General features: G+C 36.4%; 18 protein-coding genes. 4 read left to right on the top strand and 14 right to left on the bottom strand.

Annotated elements, in window-relative coordinates:
• Positions 1-4 precede the first annotated feature (4 nt).
• From WC623_RS10465 to WC623_RS10410, 12 genes are all read right to left on the bottom strand, one after another.
• The gene (locus WC623_RS10465) at positions 5-2,032 is read right to left on the bottom strand and encodes an SUMF1/EgtB/PvdO family nonheme iron enzyme (RefSeq protein WP_372850704.1); all 2,028 of its coding nucleotides are present in this window, start codon (positions 2,030-2,032) and stop codon (positions 5-7) included.
• A gap of 9 nt (positions 2,033-2,041) precedes the next feature.
• Positions 2,042-2,983 carry a DUF5017 domain-containing protein gene (locus WC623_RS10460; protein ID WP_372850702.1) on the bottom strand — a complete coding sequence of 314 codons (942 nt, stop codon included), beginning with the start codon at positions 2,981-2,983 and terminating at the stop codon, positions 2,042-2,044.
• 18 nt (positions 2,984-3,001) lie between these two features.
• Positions 3,002-4,594: a RagB/SusD family nutrient uptake outer membrane protein gene (locus WC623_RS10455; RefSeq protein ID WP_372850700.1), complete on the bottom strand. Its 1,593-nt coding sequence runs from the start codon at positions 4,592-4,594 to the stop codon at positions 3,002-3,004.
• Between the two features lie 2 nt (positions 4,595-4,596).
• Positions 4,597-7,725, bottom strand: coding sequence for a SusC/RagA family TonB-linked outer membrane protein (locus tag WC623_RS10450; RefSeq protein ID WP_372850698.1), 3,129 nt, complete (start codon positions 7,723-7,725; stop codon positions 4,597-4,599).
• A 143-nt stretch (positions 7,726-7,868) separates the two neighbouring features.
• Entirely contained in the window at positions 7,869-8,999 is a 1,131-nt protein-coding gene (locus WC623_RS10445) for an exo-alpha-sialidase (RefSeq protein WP_372850696.1), read from the bottom strand.
• A 351-nt stretch (positions 9,000-9,350) separates the two neighbouring features.
• On the bottom strand, positions 9,351-10,379 hold the full coding sequence (locus tag WC623_RS10440) for a LacI family DNA-binding transcriptional regulator (protein WP_372850694.1): 1,029 nt from the start codon (positions 10,377-10,379) through the stop codon (positions 9,351-9,353).
• Between the two features lie 58 nt (positions 10,380-10,437).
• The gene (locus WC623_RS10435; protein WP_372850692.1) at positions 10,438-11,082 is read right to left on the bottom strand and encodes a DUF6266 family protein; all 645 of its coding nucleotides are present in this window, start codon (positions 11,080-11,082) and stop codon (positions 10,438-10,440) included.
• A gap of 297 nt (positions 11,083-11,379) precedes the next feature.
• Positions 11,380-12,318, bottom strand: a complete 939-nt coding sequence (locus WC623_RS10430) for a dihydrodipicolinate synthase family protein (protein WP_372850690.1) — start codon at positions 12,316-12,318, stop codon at positions 11,380-11,382.
• Positions 12,319-12,581: 263 nt separating this feature from the next.
• Positions 12,582-13,499, bottom strand: coding sequence for an alpha/beta hydrolase (locus tag WC623_RS10425; RefSeq protein WP_372850688.1), 918 nt, complete (start codon positions 13,497-13,499; stop codon positions 12,582-12,584).
• 10 nt (positions 13,500-13,509) lie between these two features.
• Complete coding sequence (locus WC623_RS10420; protein ID WP_372850686.1) at positions 13,510-15,078, bottom strand: sodium:solute symporter; 1,569 nt, start codon at positions 15,076-15,078, stop codon at positions 13,510-13,512.
• 159 nt (positions 15,079-15,237) lie between these two features.
• A complete protein-coding gene (locus WC623_RS10415; protein WP_372850684.1) occupies positions 15,238-16,911 on the bottom strand; it encodes a ribulokinase in 1,674 nt (557 codons plus the stop codon).
• Positions 16,904-18,538, bottom strand: coding sequence for a fucose isomerase (locus WC623_RS10410; protein WP_372850682.1), 1,635 nt, complete (start codon positions 18,536-18,538; stop codon positions 16,904-16,906). Before WC623_RS10410 ends, WC623_RS10415 begins: the two co-directional genes overlap by 8 nt.
• A 251-nt stretch (positions 18,539-18,789) precedes the next feature.
• Here WC623_RS10410 and WC623_RS10405 point away from each other — a divergent pair, with 251 nt between their 5' ends.
• Entirely contained in the window at positions 18,790-19,671 is an 882-nt protein-coding gene (locus WC623_RS10405) for an AraC family transcriptional regulator (protein ID WP_372850680.1), read from the top strand.
• 10 nt (positions 19,672-19,681) lie between these two features.
• Here WC623_RS10405 and WC623_RS10400 read toward each other — a convergent pair whose 3' ends face one another.
• A complete protein-coding gene (locus WC623_RS10400) occupies positions 19,682-19,873 on the bottom strand; it encodes a hypothetical protein (RefSeq protein WP_372850678.1) in 192 nt (63 codons plus the stop codon).
• A 747-nt stretch (positions 19,874-20,620) separates the two neighbouring features.
• Here WC623_RS10400 and WC623_RS10395 point away from each other — a divergent pair.
• The 3 genes from WC623_RS10395 to WC623_RS10385 are packed head-to-tail and all read left to right on the top strand — an operon-like array spanning position 20,621 to position 21,784.
• Positions 20,621-20,941: an ArsR/SmtB family transcription factor gene (locus tag WC623_RS10395; protein WP_372850676.1), complete on the top strand. Its 321-nt coding sequence runs from the start codon at positions 20,621-20,623 to the stop codon at positions 20,939-20,941.
• A gap of 2 nt (positions 20,942-20,943) precedes the next feature.
• Positions 20,944-21,426, top strand: a complete 483-nt coding sequence (locus tag WC623_RS10390; RefSeq protein ID WP_372850674.1) for an SRPBCC domain-containing protein — start codon at positions 20,944-20,946, stop codon at positions 21,424-21,426.
• A complete protein-coding gene (locus WC623_RS10385; protein WP_372850672.1) occupies positions 21,416-21,784 on the top strand; it encodes a DoxX family protein in 369 nt (122 codons plus the stop codon). The genes WC623_RS10390 and WC623_RS10385 overlap by 11 nt, the downstream gene beginning before the upstream one ends.
• 1 nt (position 21,785) lies before the next feature.
• Here WC623_RS10385 and WC623_RS10380 read toward each other — a convergent pair whose 3' ends face one another.
• On the bottom strand, positions 21,786-23,435 hold the full coding sequence (locus tag WC623_RS10380) for a glycoside hydrolase family 32 protein (RefSeq protein WP_372850670.1): 1,650 nt from the start codon (positions 23,433-23,435) through the stop codon (positions 21,786-21,788).
• Positions 23,436-23,445: the final 10 nt, after the last annotated feature.

The raw sequence follows: 23,445 nt of genomic DNA, 5'->3' as shown, positions 1-23,445 counted from the left end.
ATATTTATTTAGATTGGTTGATTTTTTTTGTCGTTTCCAGCCATTTAAGATTAAATCTGTAATGATTTTTACTGCTTATGATGTGGATCATTCCGTCGGGCGATTGTGTACCTGCAAAATAGCCTCTTGGCTCTGAATGGGTTTCATCCATGATGAAATTTCCTGTCCATGCTCCCCCATCCATAAATCTATGCTGGCCGTCGGATAGTAGTTTTTTTAAGGGCCAGGTTTTTCCTTCATCATAAGAGACTGCTGTAAATATCCCGTAGACTTTTTCTTCGCCCAGGACCATTCCGGCTTTATCTCCTACAGATCTCAATGGATGGTGTGAAAAGGATACCACTAGTAATGGTCCCTCTTTTAAACGCATAAATACCAAACGTTGTCCACCCGATATTGGGGGAAATTCTGATGCCTGATAGCTCCATGTTTTTCCTCCATCTTTCGAAATACTTAATGGCATTCTTTTTACGCCATCAGTATTCTCTATATCATTGCCCCTTCCCAAAGCCATCAGATCCCCATTTTTCAATTCAACTACTCCGGCATGTATTCCAGCTATACTTCCTCCTGTTTTACCTGCTTCAAATAAAGGCATCTCCTTTGTGTCAGCCGGATCACTCCAGGTTTTACCCTGATCTTTACTGATATACAAAGCTGAACCATCTGCTATTCCTGGTCCAGCATCACAAGCCTGAACAAGCCAGCCTTGCTTGTTTTTAAACATTCCAGCAATAACCTGATGTCTTTGGCTATGCTCTGGAGCGATAATATTACTTTTGCTCCAGGTAGCTCCGTTATCATTTGAGGTACGTAATATCAAAGCTATGTTTTTCCACCAACCTGATGGAGACATCCCGTTCATGTGAAACAACGTTCCGCTTTCCTTATCATAAAAAAGAGAAGATCCAGTCATATTTCTATCAGGTACTTTATAAAATAAAGAGGCCTTGTCCCAGTCCTTATTACCGGCTCTTAATCTACTTGCCCAGATAGCCATTTCAGTACCGAATTCACTTTCTGTAGAGAACCAAATAGCCAGTAAATCTCCATTTTTACACCAGGTGATAGCAGGGCAATGATTGTGAGCATACAAGTTGGGCTGAGTCTCACAATCTGGACTTTTAATGTATTCAATCGGCTCTAAAAATACTGGCTGATCATTTTGCACCCATTTAAATGAAGCTTGACTAACGTTTTGTTGATTTAGTTGAGCTGTATTTTGCTCTGGATAATATTGTTTGGTAATATATGTTACCTCGACGATTCTAAATCCAGTTAAATAATTTCTGTCAGACGGAATCAATCCTGAACGGTTAGCAGATCTTAATGAATTCATAAAATTATTGTGGCTTCCACCTCTCGTAACTTTATAATTTCCTGAAGCATAGCCTCCCGGATTTTCAATTGACTCTTTTTTATATGGCCCATACCAATCCATGCACCATTCTTCCACATTACCATGCATATCGTACAAACCAAAACCATTTGGTTTAGACTTTTTAACAGTTAACTTCTGCACAGACAACGACTCTGGCTTATCTTGCCATTTTAATACATTTACAGGCAGTTTATCACCATTTGAAAATGTAGAATAGGTATTTGCCCTACAGGCATATTCCCATTCTGCTTCCGTAGGTAATCGATATGTTTTACCTTCTTTTTTTGAGAGCCACTTACAATAAGCCATAGCATCGTCCCAACTTACATAAACAACAGCTTCATCATCGTCATTTGAAAAGCCATTCCTCCCTCTATACTTTCTATGACCAGGGTCAAACTCTTCATACTGTTTATTAGTAATTTCAGTAGCCGACACTTTAAAGGCATTAGTTAGATTTACTTTATGAATTGGTTTTTCATCAAAATTCTCCTTTAAACCATTTGAGCCCATATAAAAAAAGCCCGATGGAATATTGACCATTTCAATGCCGTTTATAGTCTTATTCTGAGCAAATGCAGCATCAGGCTTACCTACGTATACTATTGCGGAAAGCAATAGAACTTTTAACTTCCAAAAATTATTGATCATGAGCTCGGATTATTTTATACTAACATTAATGCGTTTTATGACTTCTTTTTCACTTTCAAAATTTGAATTCTTTGCAACAAAAACCACCTCATAATCACCTGCTTTAGAAAACTTATAACTAAAAGAAGGTATTCTCTCTTGTATACTTTTAACAACAATGCCCCTGTCAGGACTCGTTTGATTCAACATAGCCGGCTTGGAAATTACCCAATCTAAATTTGCGGGTTTTGTCAAACCTGCCGCAGTACTTGCTAAAACCATAGTGGTCTGGGGAAAAGAAACATTCCATCTACCCTCTGTGGTTCTATTCGTATACGGAGTCGTTTTGTCTAAGAAATCAAAGGGTACAAAACCTCTTCTCGTAGAATCCAGACTTTCTACCTGATCTCCATTTGGAGATTCTAGTATAATGTGAAAATTAGAGATGGTCCATTTTGGTTGTTTCTTAGTCGCATTTGATACAGCCTCGTATTTAAAAGCAATAGAAACTGGCTTTGACAAATACTGAGTAATGTTCAAATTAACATTGCTTTCTCCATTTTGGACAGTGGGCAGCAGGGCCTCTGTTGTTAAATCATCCCATTCAGAATCTACAATATTTGTAGAATCAGTCTTATAACTTTTAGTAGTTAAACCTGTTAAATTCTCTGAAATCAATAGCATTAAAGTATTATCTGCCGCTCCATCTTCTACTTTTACCTTAAATTGAATAAATGCTTTTAGTCCTTCGTTGTTAACTGTATTTCTATTTATATCCCCATAATTATTACCTAATTCGCCAGAGTAGAAAGTCAAATGGTTAGGATTACCATCGAAATTAAAAGTGATTGGTTTATTCACTTCGTAGTTATTTCCCGGATCAAGTGAAACAGAGAAATCAACATCAGCTGAAAACTTATTACATGAAGTAAAGAGAATCGCAGCAAAAAATGTATATATAAAGTTTTTCATTATCTATTTTTTAATTGATTACCAAAGTGGACTTTGTTTCATTTTAAGATTAGTTGCCAACTCTGAACTTGGTATAGGATATAAGACATGCCTTTCTGAGGTGTAATTTGCAATAGCAGAAGCGTATTTCTTATTTACGTGCCATCTTGAATCTGCCACCATTGCAGTTCTTCCATTTGTCATGGCCTCAACATAAATCCCCCAGCGAATCAGGTCGTTTTTTCTTTCTCCTTCAAAACAAAGCTCACGTGCCCTTTCATCTCTGATCATTTGTCTGAAAGTTCCTTGTGTTAATCCTGCAACCACAGGAGCTGAAGGCATTGCTCTTTTTCTCACTAAATTCAAACATTCATATGCCAAAGTTGATGGTGTTGCATTAACTTCATTATCAGCTTCTGCAATCATCAATAACACATCAGCGTATCTCAAAACAGGGAAATTTATTGGTGTATAATCTTTAGCCTTAGGTGATACGAGTTCGTATTCTCTTCTGAATTTCCCAGCATTTCTATATACCAATTGAGCAGTTGTCCAGTTGGTCTTAGTCCTGACTTTAGTGGTAGCATTATAATTGTAGCGATAGGGTGCAACATTCCATGCCTTTCTTACAGCATCCTCAGGTAGCTTATATAAATCTTCTAATTTCAATGTACAAGACAGATAACCATAACACCAACCTGGGGTATCCTGACTAATGTTATCATTATTGTAGATACCATTATAGCTCCCAAGGAGTCCGGCAGTTTCATGTCCGTCAAGTCGATTGCCTTTGAACTCAATTTCCCAGATACTTTCCCTAAATGTTACATCAGTAACATCCTGAGCATAATTGATGAAAACCTTTGTATAATCTGTATTCAAACTATGTTTAGCACTTTTCTTAACTTCATTTCCCCAGAACAATGCCTTTTCAAAAGCAGGTTTACCCAGATTTAATGGATACCCACCCATCTTTAAGTAAACCCTGGCCAAAATACCTTGTACAGTAGATTTAGAAATGCGCCCCACAGCAGTAAGCTTATCCGTATCATATACCTTTGGTACAGCAGCTTCCATCTCATTTACAACAAAACTAAAAATATCACTTGTTGAAGTTGCTGCAATCTGTGATTCCTGAGATACAGATTGAACTGATTTATCTCTGAATGGTACATCACCCCACATACTGGAAAGAATGAAGTAATAATATGCTCTTAAAAACATTGCTTCACCACGATAAGCTTCTTTTAGAGCATCGTCTTTAAAAGATACGCGATCGATATTTTCTAAGAATGAATTTGCACGGTTTATGCCTGTATACAGATTTGCCCATAGGCTGTTAACTCTCGCATTTGTATAAGAATAGTTGTTAAGGAACAATTCCTCATTGGTATAGTTACGATCATAATATCCCAGATCATCTTGGATATTAAATGCATAGAACCAGTCTCTACCATAAAAAGACTCATTAGCTAACGGATTATAAACCCCGGTTAATGCCATAAAGGCTTCATTCTCATTCTTATAAAATACTTCCGGCGAAATAAAACCTTCTGGCTTTAGTTCTAAAGTATTACAGGCACTAAGTGATGCAACAATAATGATCACTATCAGTTTTTTTAACTTTCTCATGATTAAAAAATAAAGTTTAATCCAATATTTAATACGTATGCTCTTGGATATGACGAACCGTCAAATCCGGGTGTAAGTGCTGTGTTTTTGGTTGAAACCTCAGGATCATACCCTGAGTAGTTTGTCCAGGTAATTAAGTTTTGTCCAGATGCAAATACTCGGATCTTTCGTGCAGACAGCTTTTTAGCTATGGCATTTGAAAATGTATATCCTAATGCAACAGTTTTCAACCTTAAAAAAGAACCGTCTTCTATCTCATAGGAAGAGAACACACCCGTTCCCCAACCACCAACTCTAGGAATATTACTATCAGGATTGTCTGGAGTCCAGCGATCTGCATAGGTAGCAAACCTGTTATAATTAACTTCAGGCTTACCTCTGGCAAAAAACATTTTATCTGAGTTGTAAAGATTATTTCCATAAGACCATTGGAAGAAAATGTTCAAATCAAAACCTTTATATTGAAAATTGTTAGAAAAACCGCCGGTATGAATAGGAATACCTCTGCCTATCTCTGTTGCATCGGCATTATTCACTATTCCATCACCATTCATATCCTTGAATCTGATATCTCCAGGAAGGATACCATTACGATCGGTTCCATTATTAGGTAAATTTGATTTTAAAACATATTTGCCATCCGGCATTAAATCAAAATCATCATACTTGTATGTACCTTCATATACATATCCGTACATTGTACCTAAGGGTTGACCAATTCTAGCTATGTATGCATTAGAATAAGAGATCACACTAACCAAGCTTTCTTCATTTCTTGACAAAGCAAGAACTTCATTCTTATTAAATGAGATGTTAAAACTAGAATTCCATTGAAAAGATTTTGTCTTAATATTCTGACTTTCTAATGTCAACTCTAATCCTTTATTACTAACCTTACCAATATTCATTAACGAGGAACTAAATCCAAAAGATGGAGGAAGATTAGCATTAAGTAACAGTCCATCGGTAACTTTGTTATAAACATCTGCTGTAAACGAGATTCTTTGCTTAAAAAAACTTAAATCAAGACCTATATCAGTCTGTGTAGTTGTTTCCCATTTAAGCTCCTCATTACCAGGAGAAGTAATTGCATAACCGGTAGAATTCACATCATTAAAAACATATTCTGAAGAATACGTATCTCCATCTCTTGAAATCAGAGATCTCATTTGTGCCCAATATGAATAATCCGGAATGCGGTTATTTCCTGTTTGCCCCCAACTACCTCTAAGTTTTGCACTAGACAGGAACTTAATATTTTTCAGGAAGGATTCTTCATGCATATTCCATCCTAATCCCAAAGAAGGAAAATATCCCCATCTGTTTTCTTTAGGAAATTTTGAAGAACCATCTGCTCTGACTGTAGCAGTAAAATAATATTTTGACTTATAATTATAGTTAAATCTAGACAAGAAGGAAAGTAACCGCCATTCTGTATTAAAAGCATTTGTTTTTTGTGTTTGTCCCTGGCTCATACCTGACATCCCCAGATCTTCATTTGGGATTCCAATTACACGCTGGTAAAGATAATTTGTCTTTCCCCCTTGTAAGGTCTCTCCTATCATTAAATCAAATGCATGTTCTTTTTTTGCATCAAATGCTCCCTTATAGGTTAATGTATTTTCATTTAGCCAGCTAAAGTTTTTGCGGTTTTCAACAGAAGCATTCACTCCATCCTGTCGGTATAGATTTCCACTTCTTGTGCGGGTACCGTTAAATTGATCATACCTTGATGCCAGGTTTGAAATTCCCCCTGAAACTTTAAGGCTCAATCCAGGTATAATAGAGTATTCCAAATTAGAATTTATTCTGATATCATCGTTAAATCTCTTTTTGTATTCATGGTTTACAATATCCAAGGGGTTTATTCTCAAATCTGATGAAGAAGCAATTGATTCGTCAATAAGATCGTTAATCAAATCAGTATTATTTACACTCGCCAAAGGTCTGTAACTCCATACATTTCTTAACAAATTGGCACTATTTGAATACAATACTTGTGACGGTGATTCTCCTGTTAGTGTAAACCTGGCAAAATTACTATTCACGTCAAATTTGAATTTCTCGCTGATCTTCTGACTCAGATTTACTCTACCCTGGTATCTGCTATAATTAGAATTCTTTATAGTCCCATCCTGATCATAAGCAGATAAACTAACGCTGTAGCGTGTTTGAGGATTACCTCCGGAAACATTTACGTTATGGTTCTGAGTACCCGCTGTTCTGAAAATAAGATCCTGCCAGTCCACAGTTCTTACATTTCTGTAATCTTCTAAACTTTTTTCGTTACCGGCTAAATACCTTGCGGCAAAATCTGCAGGTGTAAAGTTCTCTGATTGCAGTTTAACAAATTCATATGCATTTAATAAAGGAATCTTCTTGGTAATCGTAGAAACTGCATAATTACCATCATAGCTTACTCGTGCTGCACCTATCTTACCCTTCTTCGTGGTAATAACAATTACTCCATTTGCGGCCCTTGCACCATAAATTGCCGTTGCAGATGCATCTTTTAAAATAGTATAAGACTCAATATCCGATGGATTGAGTACATTGCTTGCTGATTCTTCCGAAGGAAAACCGTCGATTACATATAATGGAGAATTTTGTTGCGTCACGGAATTATTTCCTCTGATCACAATATTCATCTCACTTCCAGGCATCCCCTCACTTGATATAACAGATACCCCAGCCACGCGTCCACCTAAAGCTTCATCAAATCGACCTACAGGTGCTTTTAAAATATCATCCAGATTAACTTTGCCCACAGATCCTGTTAAGTCCTTTTGTTTTACTTCACCATATCCAATGACAACCACTTCATTCAGACTATTTAATTCCTTTTCTAAAACCACATCAACTGTCGTTTTATTCTGAACTGGTAAAGAAAACCTTTTGAAGCCTATGTACGAGAAAACCAATACATCATCTTTTGATTTAGTATTAATCATAAACTTCCCGGATCTATCAGTAGAAACTTTTGTAGTTGAATTCTTTATCGACACAATTACACCAGGCAAGGGTTCTTTATCATCGCTATACACAATTCCACTTATCTTGGTTTGTGCCTGTGCAAACGCTAAACTTAAAAAAGCATAGCAAATCATTAAAAAAATGCTCTTAATTTTCATTGGAATGTGATTTGTTTTTTATCTGATTTGAAGCTATCATAAGCATTTTCATTGCTTTTTGTAAGCTGTATGCTTATGATGGTTTAATCAGTTAATTTGGTTTATTTGGTTATTTAATGTTTAGAGCGGGATAGTATGAACTTCTAGGTTTTCTTTCGTTTTGTACCCATATCAGCAGCTTTTAATTGGTTAATTTTAAATCTTATTACTTCCAGTTTTTCCTTTTGTCTGGACAAAATCACATACATGCTACCGTCATGTATAATTGTATAGGGATAACCAAACTGACCATCTTTGTACCGGCCTGTATACAATTTTGTATAGTTATCACTGGCTATAATGTAATTCTCATTGAAATTAAAACCATCAGAAGAAAGGGATAAAACAAGAGGTGTACGTTTCCCTCTGTTCACTTTTAAAGTATCAGGAGTGCCTATGTAATAATACCTTCCATCAGGTAATCTTCCTAAGTGAGACTTAGTATTGTTGTCTGTAAACCTGGTTTTCTTTGGTGTAGTCCAAACTGACCCATCCTTACTTGATTCCTGCCATAAAAAACCATCATACGTAGTGCCAGTACTTCTAAACAACGTATAAACACTATCTTGATGCTGAATTATAGAACCTTCAACGAGTGTAGCGTTTTCACCAGCCTTAAATGCTGGCTTAACAGCTGCCTTCCAGCCCGAAGTTCCAGAAGCATCATCTGTATAATAAAAGCTTCTGTTTCCAGTTAGTATAAACCTTCCTGAAGAAAGTCTGGTAGGCCTATGGCATGGGAACACCGATATACCTAAATCAATAGGATCAGACCAATTTGTTCCATCCAAAGAGCTAATAGCATAGAGTTTCACATTGGTCCGGGCATTTTTGGGACCAATGCCGTTTTCCGTATAATAAGCTACCAATTTATGATCAATAACGTATACTCCACCTGGAGTGAGTACATTTTCAGATAAGCTTGAACTTCTTAATATTGTAGGAGTTGACCATGTTTTAAGATCTTTTGACTCAGAAATCATGACTCTTTGCCCAGCCTCATCCTCACCTTTAATTCCACTGGAAAAGATTGAAATAAGCTTATTATTAAAATAAACTATAGATGGATGGTGAGTATAATGCCAATTTGATGCATCAGGAGTATAAATTGTTGATTTTTCAACAATTAAATGCGGAATTGAATTTTGAGAATAGAAGGAGTTTGTAAAGATCTGGGCGCTGATTAAATTAATCAGTACTAGCTTAAAAAAAATAAAAACAATTGCTCTTTTCATCTTTGAAAATACCTTAGGTGTTCAGGCCTAATAATGTGGCATTATTAAACTCTATATTTGGTTAACACGTTGCGATAACGTTTGTGCAAGTTAGACAAGATAAAAAACATCTACAATAGCAGTGCATTGTGCTTTGTAAACAATTAAACCTAAAACATTATATATCAAATAATTAAAAAAAATAGATGACAATATAATATACATATATGAAAATATGATACACCCACAACATCACTTGTAGAATTACTATCTGCAAATGAGACGTATTGAATATAATTCAACATCTACTAATATGTTATCCCTGTTATAATATTAGAACGAATTAACGTTTGTGCAACAGGGCCTATTTTCTTAAATAAGGTTTTTAACTGATTTGCGATGGATGATGGATGGTACAATAAGAATTTTTTCCTGTTCGCCTGAAGGCTTAACTTGATTACTTTTTTGATCTATTTTATTCAATAACAATCTAATTGCGATATGAGCTACATCAGCAATTGGCTGCGATATGCTTGTAACCGGACAGGCTAGAAAATCAAGGTATACGGAATTATCAAAAGTTGTAACAGAAATATCTTCAGGAACACGGTACCCATCCTCGGCTAATGCTTTTAACACGCCTAAAAGGATGGTATCACTAAGAGCAAAGATAGCAGTTGGTTTATCTTTTTTTTGCATCAGTAATTTAGTCTCCAGATAACCGTCTTCATATGTAAAACTACTACCGCCAATATAAAACTCCGGCAGCTTTTTACCTTTCATAGCTTCGCTATACCCTCTTACCCTTTCCCTATTAGGCATAACATGATGAGCACCTTGTATGCAGGCAATTTTCTTATGCCCTGAAGCAATCATATGATTAACCATTAGAAATGCTCCTTCATAATGATCTGTTGAAACATAAGAAATTGGAAGATCATCAAAATAACGGTCAATAAAAACTACAGGTATTTCCTGTTTAAGCAGTACTTCTAAATGTTTTTTATCTTTTCCTGATGGAATAATGATCATTCCGTCGATATTACGGGCAGCAAGTTGTTTTACTGCTTCAATTTCAGTTTTCTCTTCTTCATCACAATCAGTGACCAAGACCGAATATCCTTTAGCATGTAGCGCCTGATTTACAATACTCGCAATATTGGAAAAAAATGGATTGGCAAGCGTAGGAATAACAAGTCCAATAGAAAAGCTTTTATTTAGCCTTAAATTAATTGCAGTCTGGTTTGGCGTATAACCTAACCTTTCAGCAGCTTCTAAAACTCTGGCTTCTGTGGCAGCACTTATCCTAAACTTTTTTGATACTCCATTTAGCACCCTTGATACTGTTGTTAAAGAAACCTGGGTTGCTTCTGATATTGTTTTTATTGTAGTATTTTTCAATTTGCGTATTTGAAATGCTTACCCGCAAAGTAAAGAATTTTGTTTAACAATTAATATTTCATTGCGAAATCGGCTCTATTCTTCCAGTATAAACGCTATTAGAGACATTTTGTCGATCTGCAGATATAAAAGAAATATAGGTCTCAACAGGTTCTTTTTGCAATTTGGAACTAAGTTGAAGGATCGCTTCACCTTCTATTCTCTTTGGTCCATATAGAATGCTCTGTACTTGCCTGGATATTGTTCCATAAACCAATAACATAGCTTGGTCTTGCCCCGTTTGTGAATTAGCCTTAGGAAGATCCCAACTAAACTTCAGTCCTGCTGATCCTACCTCTATTAATGGATTTTGAGCCTCTAGTAAATCACCCGTACTTAATATAACCTTGGGATAGTCCATTTCTATATTTGGATATTCACCTTTTAGCGCATTTTTCTTGTTGTAAGATGTTGCGATGTTATGATAATTTTTGGTTGTGCCCTTGGCAGCTAAATCAAATCCTACCTTTAAAAAATCTCCCATAAATCTAAAAAACTCATTAACTACCAGCATTCCCTGTTGATTTGCCAATTGCTTTACACTAAAGTGGTTTATTTTCCTCGCTTTAACCCGTGTTACATTTTGACCATTTAACATATAAGCAGTCACATTACCGGTTGACCCGATTACATTCCCAAGTATCCCATTAGGTATCTTTCCCATATATTACAAATCTTAAGGTTAATTTTTAAATTAATAACTCAATCTCCATATGTAACATCACCTATTGTATAAAGTTTTATCGGCATACTGATTTGACTCAATATTAACAGATCCTTTCTAAAGTATTACCAGGGCTTTCATAGGGCTAATGGCCCTAGAAAGGCCCTAGTAACCCCCTAGTAATGCCTAAATAAAGCTATGCTAACATTAGCATCAGATTATGACCTGTCTTAAAATAAATAAGGACCACTGGTATAGCGGTCCTTACTGTATGACAATTCAAAAATGAGGGTCAGATTAAACCACTTCAAATTTAATTTCTAATTCATTTTTCAAAATATCATATCTTTCTGTGAGCGCATCAATACCTGTTTTAATTTTAGCATCAAAAATACCGATATCGTTTCTTCTTGTAAAAGTAGAGATATTAAGACCTCTCTTTTGCAGATAATACTTTGATATAGTAGGATAAACATTATGCATCACATCCATCTCGTCAATAAAGAATTGTTGTACTTTATCAACTTGCTCCTTCAAATCAGTATTATCATAGTTATTACATAACCATACGATCAATTCAGGGAAGAAGTTACCTTGTATACAAGAAAGACCAGCTGAACCTGCTTTTAAAGAGGCTACCGCATGGGCCATATAAGCATCATATAATCCAAATTTATGTCCTTGTGTAGCAGCAATTTTAGCCTTTACCTGATCAATATCCAAACAAGTGTCTTTATGATAAGTAACCCTTCCTGTAGCCACAAGACGTTCTAACTGAGCTGGAGAAATTAAGCGCTTGTATGGAACAGGACATTCATAGAATCCCATCGGAATCTGCTCTGTAAGCTCTAATAAACGAGATACATTTTCATCAAAAATTTCATCACCATCATGTTCTCCGGCAAGCAGGCCCGTAATCCCAATTACCGCCTCTACTCCGCAACCATATATTTGTTTTACAAAATCAGCCTGCTGTGCTATAGGCCCACCAAAAGTCCCTGTAGCCACCACTGGAACAGCACCTTGCGTTGCTTTTACTACATGTGTAACTACTTTAAGTCTTTCTGCTTCAGAAAGCTCAAACATTTCACTCGATAAACAATTGGCAAATAAACCTTTAGCACCAGCTTCAATATATAACTCCGATAATTTAGTTAATCCGTCAAAATCTACTTCTCCGTTATCTTTAAATGGAGTAAGCATTACCGGAATAAATTCTTTTTCTAATTTGTTCATTATTGATTTTTTTAATCTTTAAAATATTTTTACGTAGCTCATTAAGACTAGATCTTAAGCATACCTGTTTGGTCAGTAGCGATGAGTGTTTATACAAAAGTATTCCCGTAAAATCTATTTCGTATGATGCATTTTCTCCAGCTTGTGTATTAAATTATCAATAATTTAGTTTTTCATCAGCCAGGGTAAGTAGAATGAATATGTTTACAAAACAAAAAGGCATTGCTAGAACGCAATGCCTTTTTTGTTGAATTATTTACTATTTATTTATCAACCTTCTGTGCTTTTATCCATCGCATCAGTAATGGATAAGTATCATCTGCAAACCGGTACCGCTCCCTCATCCACCAACCATGATTACCCGTTGGATAAATATGCATCTCGGCAGGAATACCTTTCTCTTTCAAAGCGTTATAAAATTTAATGCTATGAGATGGGGTAACGATCTTATCATCGTCTGTTAAAACTATATATACTGGTGGCGTATGATCTCCAATATAATTATTAGTTGAATATTCTTTAATGTAACCATCAGAATAATCTTTTCCGAGTAAATTTTTCCCAGTACCAATATGTCCTTGCAAATCGATAACCGGATAACCCAATATGCCAAAATTAGGCTGAGACAAAGCATCGCTAAATCTGGTTAACAATGATGATGCAAGATGCCCCCCTGCTGAAAAACCCATTACTCCTATTTGAGAAGGATTTATGTTCCATTTCGCAGATTGTTCTCTTATTATCCTCATTGCCTGCCTGGCATCTTCTAATGGTATATCCTTATGACCATTCGGGAGTCTGTACTTGAGTAATATACCCGCAATGCCATTTGAGTTTAACCATTCTATTGATTTATATCCTTCATGTGATGCCGCAATGACTCCGTAAGATCCACCAGGAATCACAAGAACCGCTTGTGTTGGTTTTAAGCTCTCCGATTTAGCAGGAAGGAAAACCAGTATTTCAGGATCAGATACATTTCTTATATATCTTCCATCATACGATTCTTTTACCCCCTCCAATCCATTCTTAGTTTTTACACCTTGAGGGTATAATTTTACGCTTATGGTATCAGAAATACCAACTTCACCTGAGCTTACTATATTTTTAGCAAAACCATTTAAGCTATTGATAAAACAAATAGCGAAAACAATGCACAGGGTATATAATTTTGTCCGCATGAGTAAAAACTTAGCTAGCTTTTTCTACCTGACTTCCTTTAAACTTTGTAAGGATTGCACCAGTCAGGAAGATGGAAAGTGTACCCACCACAATGATCATATTGGCATGTAATGGATTCTTAAGATAACTGTACTGCTCTGGAATCAAATAAGAAAGCGACATCCAAACGATAACCAATATCCCAATTATTGTAGCTGCAAATGCCTCCATATTACCTGATTTTTTACTGATAATACCTAAAAGGAACAAGCCCAGCATACCACCTGCAAAAATACCAGATAACTGCCACCAGATATCCAGAATACTTTGTACACCAATCATTGCAATTCCACAAACCATACCTACTATACCAAAAATAACAGTGGATACATGTAGCAATCTTAGATTTTGTGTATCATTAATATTTGGTTTAAAATAACGTTTGTAAATATCTTCTGAGAACACGGTAGCCGAAGCATTCATTCCTGAACTGATGGTACTCATTGCAGCTGAAAGAATAGCTGAAACAATCAGACCAATTAATCCAGTTGGAATCATTGTTACCATAAAATGTGGCATCACCTTATCTCCATAATCTGCCGGTTGAAGCGTTGCAGCCAAATTCTGGATATCTATCGCAGATACACCAGCACCTAAACGTTCTGCTGCAACTTGCAATTTAATAGGCTCTATCATTTCAGGATTGATCTGATAATAGGCATATAGACAAGTTCCGATAACAAAGAATAACAAAGATGCAGGTACATAGATCCATACACAAAGCCATACAGATTTTGAAGCTTCTTTTGCTGATGAAGCTGTATGGTAACGTTGTACATAGTTCTGATCCATACCAAAGTTATTGAGGTTGATAAAAAACCCATATAACATCACGACCCAAAAAGTTGCCTGTGTAAAATCAAGATTAAAACTTCCCAGACTAAATTTGTTATCAGCCTTACCAATTTCAATGATTTTTGAGACTCCCCCTGGCATATTGGAAACTACCAGATATATAATGAGAATAGCCCCTAAAGTTTTTAAAACACCTTGTACTACTTCTGTCCAGATAACAGCTTCAATACCACCCATTACGGTGTAAATGATGATACAAATACCTGTTACAATCATAATCATTTCCATACTATAGCCCGTTAAAGCTTGTAGTGTTAAGGAAATACCAAAAAATATGGATCCCATACGTGCCAGCTGAGTAAACAGAAAACAAACGACAGCATAAGTACGTGCCCATGGACCGAAACGTTTTTCCAGATTGGTGTAAGCCGAAACTTCTCCGGTAGCCCGGTAAAATGGAACAAAATATTTTGCGGCAACCCATGCCGCAAGAGGCATCGACAAACTAAATACAAATGCATTCCAATTGGAACCAAAAGCTTTACCTGGCACACCCAAAAAAGTATTGCTACTTAAAAAAGTAGCGTAAATAGAGAGCCCAATAGCCCATCCAGGTATAGAACCGGAGGCTTTGGAATATTGATCAGAATTTTTATTCCTGCGAGAAAAGTAAACACCTACCATTACCATTGCCACCAGATAGGCAAGTATAATAGCTAGGTCCAATATTGGAAGGTTTTTCATTCGTTTAAAAGATTTAGTATTTGGTTCGCCAGGAATACACCTTAGCAAGGTTGTTATTTACACAAAAGTATCCGAATAGGGTCTTCATCATGTTATAGATTTTTTCTAATATATATATTATCTTATCAATAACTATACATTGATATCCTACAACAATTATTATCCAAAAACTTCCTCTGTTAAGGCAAAGTTTTCGATCAGATTACCTAGTTTTTCGTATTTCTCGTACAGTTTCTCATAAACTATTACACGATCTTTATCTGGATAATATGTTTTATCGAAACCACTGTTCATCATTTTTTGTGCAGTGCCAATATCTGCATGTATTCCACTAACTGTAGCTGCAAACATTGCTGCTCCCAATGCACACACCTGCTCACTGGTTGCAACAGCGATCTTTACATTTAACACATCTGCAAGGGTTTGCATAATATAACTTGATTTTTTTGCAATTCCACCAATGGCAATAACTTCGTTTATTGGAATATTTTCTACTTCAAATCGTTTTACGATTGCTTTTGAACCAAAGGCTGTGGCTTCTACAAAAGCTTTAAACAAAGCAGCTGCATCTGTACCCAGTCCAAGCCCCATAATTGCAGACTTTAACTGTTGGTTTGCATCAGGGGTACGACGACCATTGATCCAGTCTAATGCAACTACGTCAGTTTCAGTTACTGGTAGTTCTCTGGCCTTTTCGGTTAATGCAGGAAGTATTTTTTCAATTATCTGGTCTATTTCTGCAGCAGATAATATACCAGCGGTCAATTCCCTTATAGGAAATGCAAGCACCTGTTGAAACCAGAAATAGTAGTCGCCAAATGCAGATTGCCCAGCTTCCATACCGATCATCCCCGGTACAATTGATCCATTAACCTGTCCACATATTCCTTTTATCAAACTACCATCAAAACTGTCAGCAGGAACAGTAAGCATATCACAAGTTGATGTTCCCATTACTTTCACGAGACTAAAAGGCTGAATGGCCGCTCCTACCGCTCCAAAATGAGCATCCAGTGCTCCAACACCAATCACTACATCGGCAGGTAAACCTAACCTATCTGCCCATTCAGCAGAAATTACACCAGCACTTTCATCAGAGGTATATGTTTCTGCATACAGGCGATTACGGATTCCATTTAATTTAGGATCTAATGCTGTTAAAAATTCCTGTGAAGGTAATCCTTCAAAGTCTTCATGCCACATAGCTTTGTGGCCAGCTGCACAACGACTGCGCTTCAATGTCAACGGATCAGTATTCCCTGTCAACAATGCCGGCATCCAATCGCAATGCTCAACCCATGAATATGCGTGTTCTGCTACTTGCTCATCAGTTCTAAGGATGTGAAGCATTTTTGACCAGAACCATTCTGAAGAATATGCTCCACCAGAATATTTTGTAAAGTCAATTTCCCATCTTTTAGCCAACGCATTTATTTCCTGTGCTTCAGCATTTGCCGTATGATCCTTCCACAAAACAAACATTGCATTTGGGTTCTCTGCAAACTGAGGCAATAAAGCTAATGGTGTTCCTTGTTCATCAACTGCAACTGGTGTAGAACCTGTGGTATCAATAGAAATCCCTTTAATATTTTCCCGGACTTCAGGATCAACCATGGCAAGCACTACTTTTATAGTGACCTCCATGGCTTCAATATAATCCTTAGGATGTTGACGGAACTGCGATACTTTAGTATCGCAGTATTTTCCTTCCTTCCAATTACTATATAAATGGACAGCTGTGGCCATTTCCTTGCCTGTATGTGCATCAACTAACAATGCACGGGCAGAATCTGTCCCATAGTCCAGGCCAATTACATATTGTGGTTTAAGCATATTGTTTTCCTTCAGTATCTACGTCTCCACAAAAATGAACTTGTATACCCATCTCTTCGAAAGCAGCTGCTTTAATACGACAAGCCTGATTTGCAGTCGCCTTATCTGTAGCATAAACCACTTGAATATGGTTAGACTGATGACGTGCCATCATCTGATCACGTGATACCCCACTTAGCGTAGCATGCATAATTGGCCATTGTGGAGTTGTATTTTTCCAGCGTCTTTCTGTTTCTTCATTTGGAAGAAATACAGCTTCTCCAACACCCAGGTCACAATGCAGTTCGTCATTCATCACATAAATACGACTCCAAACGAGGCTTCCTGGCTTGCTGATTCCTTTAAGACTTCCTCCACCAAGATGGAAAAACATTGGCGGTTGTCTTTCACTGCTTGCGCCAGCATATCCATCAATAAAATGTGCAGGAGGTGCAGCACCTGAAATCAGGAATAACCATACATAGTCATCAATTCCATTACCAGTATAATGTTCGCCCCATCTGATATCATGTAATGTATTCTCTCCTGGCATTCCAAGTTCCTTCCATAAATGGTAAGTCACTAAAGCATCAATTCCAGCACATTCATCTACCTCATTAAAATGTGGTAAAGCTTGATTTGGATAAAGTTCTTTACCTGATTCAGAGAATACAGGCGGACGATCCTCGTTATTTAACAAACCTTCAGCTAAATCACTTGTTGCAGTTAAGTCCTTCAAACCTTGCTGATACTGAATACCAATAGTATCACATCCAAAATCGTCGGATATACGCATTGCAGCAATGTACATCTTACACTGATTCAATGTTTGTTCTTTGGTAAGTTCTTTTAAACTATCAGTACCCCATTTAAACTTCATTCCTTTAGCCAATAACCAGTCTAGTACTCCTTCTGCCTCAGCATCGGTTACTGTAAGCATTTTTGCATATAATGCAGACTGACTTAAGCGTTCTTTAAATATCCCTGTGCTATGTAGTAAATCATCTGGAACAATTGCATTAAACATTCCCATGCAACCTTCATCAAACACTCCCATTATGGCTTTATTCGTTTTTAAAGTGCGGCCAAAATTTCTTCCTTTTTCTTCATCAGCTGAAGGAAGAGTAACAGATTTAAAATCCTTTACATGACTGGTATTGTGTTTAATTGTACCTGTAGATAACCATTCTGCTAAACCTTTATTAAAAAACTCATCAGTAAAGTCCTGACTCCACAAACTGCTGTAAACTACCTCAGCTTTAGTTAATGAACCATTCAGGTTTAACATACCTACCAATCCAGGCCATTGTCCGCTCCAGTTAGCAACAGTTAAAATCGGACCTTTATGGGTGGTTAGTCCAGCCAGCACATGGTGCGAATATTGCCAAACACTTTCAGCTACAATTAAGGGAACATCAGCAGGTATGTTCTTAAATACTTCAATACCCATTCGCTGCGAGTCTATAAAGCCATGTTTTTTAGCTTCATCATAAACATGGGCTCTTTTAATTTTCCATCCTTGTATTGCTAATGCCTTTGCCAATAATTCTTCCATTTCTTGCTGGGCCGCCCAGCAATCTAAGTTGGCCGATAAACGCAGATCTCCACTGCACACCAGGTAAACTTGCTTTTCAGTATTTGTTATCATCTTTATTAAAGGTTTAAATTATACTTGGTTAATATACGTCACATTGACGGATAATATGTTGCACACCATCTATCAAAAAAACAGTATATTACAAATATGGGGAGCCTTTTATAGAAAACTCTACGAGTTTTTGTCTACTTTATGTGAAATATTATCATTAACTGTAACTTTCATATATTTTTATTTTATTTTAGTTAGCAGACTGAAATCAGCGTTATTTAATAAGAGACCAACCAAATAGAAATTTGTATATGAAACCACATTTCCACAAAGTACCCGTTAAGCTCGAGACTTCTTTTAGTATACGAAATGACGTTGTTCCTAATTTCGGGACGCTTTGGCATTATCATCCTGAATTGGAACTTCATTACATTAAAAAAGGAGAAGGTGTCCGTTTTATAGGTGATAACATCAGTAATTTTTCGGATGGTGAAATGATCTTGCTGGGAGAAAACTTACCACATACCTGGAGGTGTAAGGATAAGTATTTTGAACAGGGTTCTGATCTGAATGTTGAGGCTATTGTAATTCATTTTCTACCTCATTGCTTAGGCCATGATCTCCTAAACCTTCCTGAAGCCTATAAGATTTCCAAATTATATGAACGTGCCAAAAGAGGATTGATTATTAAAGGAGAAACTAAAGAAAAACTATCGGAATTGATGAGTGCAGCAATAAATGCAGAAAATTTAAGTCGGCTAACCATCCTGTTGTCAATCCTAAGTACACTTGCTGAATCAGACGAGTATGAAACAATTACCAACTCTCATGCTTTCTATCAAAGCAATAAGATTGATACGGATCGCATCAATAAGATTTGCAACTATACATTGAGCAATTATAAACGAGAAATTAGTCTGGAGGAGATATCTTCATTAAGCAATCTAAGTATCACCTCATTTTGCAGATACTTTAAATTGATGACTAAGAAAACATACTTCGACTTTCTCACCGAAATAAGAGTCAGCCATGCCTGCAGAATGCTTATTGAAGACAACCTTACTGTGGAGACAATATGTATGGAATCTGGATTCAATAATGCATCTAACTTTTACAGGCACTTCAAGAAGATTATTGGCAGCACGCCAGTGAAATATCGTAGTAAGTATTTGAATAAATACATGTTGCAGTAAGATTTGTTCCTTAAAAAAGGAACAAATCTTCATCTTCTGATTTCTCTTTATCAGCTTCAACCAACTCTATAGTTACAGGATTATCTTCTCTTCTTTTAGATACGGCAATAGCTATACCTCCACTCAATCCTACACCAACTGAAGCCAATATAATGAGAGTTGTCAGGATAAACATCCTGATGACTTTCTTTAAACTTTGCATAATATTTGAAACAAAAATACAGAATGGCTACCCTTAAGCAGCCTTAATTAACTCATTACCTATATTAAACTATAGGCAAACAAATCAATTAGATAAGATCATTTTGATCACTGGTAATTAAATGGTTATAAAAAATGTATTTAATAACTATGGTGGTCTTAATTATCTTAAATAGATTAGTAAAATGTATAAACTTAACTGTCTGTTTTCGATTATAGTTCAATAATGCTTCTAGCGGTAATGTACTTATTGAAGCGCAGTAATTAAATGAACTGCCTAAAACCTGTTTGATTGAGTATTGTAAACTCCGACCTTGTATCTTTTCTTTTTGGATCCAGGGAAGTTCTACCCTATTTTTTTGCTGTTGAATTGTAGACAAAGCTACAGGCACGGACAAACTGAAAATTGACAACATCAATGAAAAGGCAAATACAAGCCTTAACAGTTGTTCTTTTCGATATGATAATTGACTGAAGTTCATTTACATCACAAAGATAATAATATCATAATTAGCTACGCTATAGAACTGTAGGTAACTCTGGTATTATGATTCATATTACTGTTATTGTTTCTCAAAAATATTCATTTTACCTTTTAAACATCATATTAAACTTTACAATTTCAAAGTTTTAAAAATTCAGAATTCTCTTGTTTAGCTATCCTTACTGCATAAACCATTTTAAAAAGATCAGAAAAATTTGCGTAGTTAAATAACTACATTTATATTTGTAGTCAAATAACTACATAATGAATGTAAGAAGAGATGTATTTCAAGCCATAGTAGACCCTACACGCAGGGCAATATTGCTATTGGTTGCTTCGCAAGCGATGACTGCCGGTGCCATAGCTGCGAATTTTGATACCGCAAGACCAACTGTTTCAAAGCACCTGCAAATACTTACGGAGTGCGAATTGCTTGAGCAAGAACAAAAGGGTAGAGAAATTTACTATAATATTAATGCAAAAAAAATGAAGGAAGTAGCTGACTTTATTGAGCCATTCCGTCAAATGTGGGATGACAGATTTAATAAATTGGAATCCATCATGAAAAACTACAAAACAACCTAACCATGGAAAGAAAAACAAAAATTAATGCTCTGGATGACAAACAGGAGATTTTGATTACCAGAGAATTTGATTTACCGGTAGAATTGCTTTTCAAAGCTTATATAGAAGCAGAAATTGTGGAACAATGGATGGGGACGAAAGTCTTAAAGCTTGAAAATAAGAAACACGGTAGTTACCAATTTGAAACAAGTGATCCAAAAGGAAATGTTGTATTGAAGATGAATGGGGTGATTCATGAAATTATTTCAAATCAGAAAATCACCCGCACATTTGAAATGGAGAATACACCTTTTGAGGTTCAACTTGAGTTTTTGCAGTTCGAAAAACTTACTGACGAGACCAGCAAACTTAATATGCATGTTATATACAAATCAGTAGCTGTTAGAGATCAAATACTTAAACTTCCTTTTGCCCAGGGTATCAATATGGCACATAACCGTTTACAAGACATCTTAAATCAAAAAACAACAAATCATGACAACTAAAACAACCAAAGTAATCTATTGGATTGCTACACTCTGGCTATCATTAGGAATGATATCAACAGGAATAGTACAGTTACTTAAAATGAAAGAAGAAGTAAGTCTGATGACAACTTTGGGCTATCCCTCCTATTTGTTAACCATCCTTGGTGTCTGGAAAATATTAGGGGTTATAGCAGTGCTTATCCCTAAATTCCCTTTACTAAAGGAATGGGCTTACGCAGGTTTCTTTTTTACCATGACAGGTGCCGTTATTTCTCATCTGATCGTTGGAGATGCTGCTACGAATCTTTTTGGACCAGTATTATTGTTAGTCCTAACGACAGTGTCATGGTATTTTAGGCCAGAGGATAGAAAATAGTTTACTTTTTACTGAAAACATTCTCCATTTGCCAGGCGTCAAGCGATTTAAGCAAAGCATCATTTCCGCGTGCCTGAATCGATACACCATTACTATCTTCCCTATCAGGATAAGCACGAACAGCAATACATTGGCGTCCGTTTACAAAGACTTCAACGATACTACGGTCTATAAATATTCTCATATTCACCAGTTCTCCTTTTTTGATCTCCACATCAGCAGTTTCCGTTACACGTGACTTCACAGAATTTAATGTAGAAGCCATGGAATTATCAATTGATACTGCACTGTATTGTATCTTAGTTTTCACATCAGCACGACCATTATATCCTCCATCTTTATAGAATAAAATACGGGTGTATTCTTCTTTATTTGGCGAACGCAAGACATTAAGCTCTAGAGTTGTAGCTTTTTGAAGATCAACAGTGAGATTCAGTTCCATCGCATTACCCGAAACGTTTTTAAGAACAACTTCTTTATTGGCTGGTAAAACAGTTTCAGCTATTGACACTTTCTCTCTCCTTAATGACTCCACATCACCAGCTGGTTGAATCTGAAGTTTATCATGTTCATCAAGCGTAAGCAACCATGGTAAGGTCATCATTTCTGTAAAATTCCCATTCCCAATAGGCTTTCCAGAATTCATGTTGAATATTGCTACAACACCACCTTTTCCGTCAGGATAAGCAGATGGTGCGTGTATCCCTCCTTTAGAAACCGGACCATGGTTAAAATCTCCACCATCAGTAACAACAAACTTGTCTCGCTTCTGATCGTAATCGCCGATCATATATTTACCTCCACTCATATGACTAAAATGAAGCAGGATATATTTGCCTTTATCACCTATTGGCCAAAAATAAGGACAAGCTCCATCATCGCCTACCAAGCCATAATTATCCTTTTCTACAAATGGGTGCATATATTCCCATTTACTCAAGTCCTTAGATTTCATTAAAAAATGAGTCCTTATATTTTTCCCACCAGGCCCAACCGGACGAACACCGGCCAGCAAACTGTAATAATGATCACCTTTCTTCCAAATGTTTGGATCAAATATGTTATAAGGTACTTTTTCTCCTTGTTTAGGATAAGGTATAACAGATTGTCCAGTTACTTTTTCCCAGTTTAGTAACAAAGGGTCTGATGAGGTAGCTACCATTGTTCCTACTTTCGTTCCATGATACATCGCGATTACCCTATCATTTTCTACGAATGTAGATCCAGAAAACACTTTCTCCTCAGGATTAGGATAAATTGCATAAGGCAAATCACGCCAGTGGATCAGGTCTTTACTAACCACATGCCCCCAGTGCTGACGTGGATCTTCAGGCGGATACCCTTGGTAGAATAAATGCCAGTTGCCACCCCAGTAACATAATCCGTTAGGATCATTTAAGCGTCCTTCTGGTGTGATATAATGGTAAAAGGGACGATGCTTATCTGCTGCCAAAGCCTTCCTCGAGGCTTCAAAACGTTTCAGTAAAGGATTATTTTTTAATTCTTTCTCTTGTTTACTTAAAGTAGTGCTAAATGTATATTTTGGTACTTTAGATGTATAATCAGCTTGAGTTTGGGCTTGAACAACCAGTCCAGCTGACACAACCAGCAGAGCCGAAAGGGCTGTTATTTTCATTAAAATTCGTTTCATATCTATTTGG

Source organism: Pedobacter sp., assembly GCF_041645105.1.
Lineage (GTDB): Bacteria > Bacteroidota > Bacteroidia > Sphingobacteriales > Sphingobacteriaceae > Pedobacter.
The sequence above is the reverse complement of the archived record's forward strand: the minus strand, read 5'-3'. Positions and strand labels throughout refer to the sequence as shown.